Genomic DNA, 1,188 nt, shown 5'->3' with positions numbered 1-1,188 from the left:
ACATACCGGAAGACCGGCACCTGGAAGGATTCGTCGGCACGATGTCGATCAGGGACAACCTGTCCCTCGCCTGGATTCGCGACAACAGTCACTTCGGCCTGCTGAGACCTCGCCGCATCCTGGCACTCGCCCGCGATCTCATCGGCTCACTCGGCGTGCGGCCGGCCCAGCCCGACAAAATGACCATCGAGCTTTCGGGCGGCAATCAGCAGAAGGTCGTCATCGGCAAATGGCTTGCCACCAAACCGAAGATCATCCTGCTCGACGAGCCGACACGGGGCGTCGACGTCGGCGCGAAGTCCGAACTCCATCACCTGATCGCAAGATTGAAGGCCGAGGGCGCGGCGATCCTCATGGTGTCGAGCGAGTTGCCCGAGGTTCTCGGCGTTGCCGACCGCATCGTCGTCATGCGCGAAGGCCACTCTGTCGGCACGCTGGCTCGTGGGGCGACGGAAGAAGACGTGATGACGCTGGCCTTCGGTGATCGCACGATCACGCCACCAGCCTGCGCACCCCGGCCAGCATCCAACCTTGCACCATGCCTGTAAGGAGAACCCTTTGAGCAAGCTGAAGATCGCCATCGTCGGTGCCGGCTACATGGGTCTCCTGCATGCGCAGGTGGTTGCCGCGAGCCCTGTCGCGGAACTGTCGGCATTCGTTGATCCGAATGCTGCCACGGGGAGCAAGGCCGCGTCGGATTTCGGTGCCCGGCATTTCCGCGATGCCGCCACCGCGCTGGCCGCCAATGCCGCCGACGCCTATATCGTGGCGGCACCCGACGCGCTGCATGAAGACGTCTGCCGCACGCTGCTCGATGCCGGCAAGCCGGTGCTGCTCGAAAAACCGATGGCTCACGATCTTTCCGCTGCCAAGGCGATTGCCAGAGCGGCGGAGAGAAACGGCGCGCGCCTGTTGGTCGGCCACATCCTGCGGTTCGACCCGCGCTATTGCGAGGCCGCGGCAGCGGTGAAATCCGGGCGGATCGGCGAGCCGATCCACGGCAGCAGCGGCCGTTTCACCAATCGCGAAGTCGGTCTTCGCATGAACGGAAACTCGAGCGTCTGCTTCTACCTCGGCGTGCACGACGTCGATGCGCTGCAATGGATCTCAGGTTCGGACATCATCGCCGTCTACTCTCGGCCCGTCGCCAAGCTCATGCCTTCGCTCGGAGCGAACCCCGAGCGAAGG

2 protein-coding genes are annotated in these 1,188 nt (G+C 64.2%); both read left to right on the top strand.

Annotation, left to right across the window (positions count from 1 at the left end):
- On the top strand, positions 1-548 hold a 548-nt coding region (locus EN750_RS35285), incomplete at its 5' end, for an ATP-binding cassette domain-containing protein (RefSeq protein WP_145968242.1).
- 10 nt (positions 549-558) lie between these two features.
- Positions 559-1,188: Gfo/Idh/MocA family oxidoreductase (locus EN750_RS35280; RefSeq protein WP_145968241.1), on the top strand; the 630-nt coding region annotated here is incomplete at its 3' end.

Origin of the sequence: Mesorhizobium sp. M7A.F.Ca.ET.027.03.2.1 (genome assembly GCF_003999175.1) — a bacterium.
GTDB lineage: Bacteria > Pseudomonadota > Alphaproteobacteria > Rhizobiales > Rhizobiaceae > Mesorhizobium.
The sequence above is the reverse complement of the archived record's forward strand: the minus strand, read 5'-3'. Positions and strand labels throughout refer to the sequence as shown.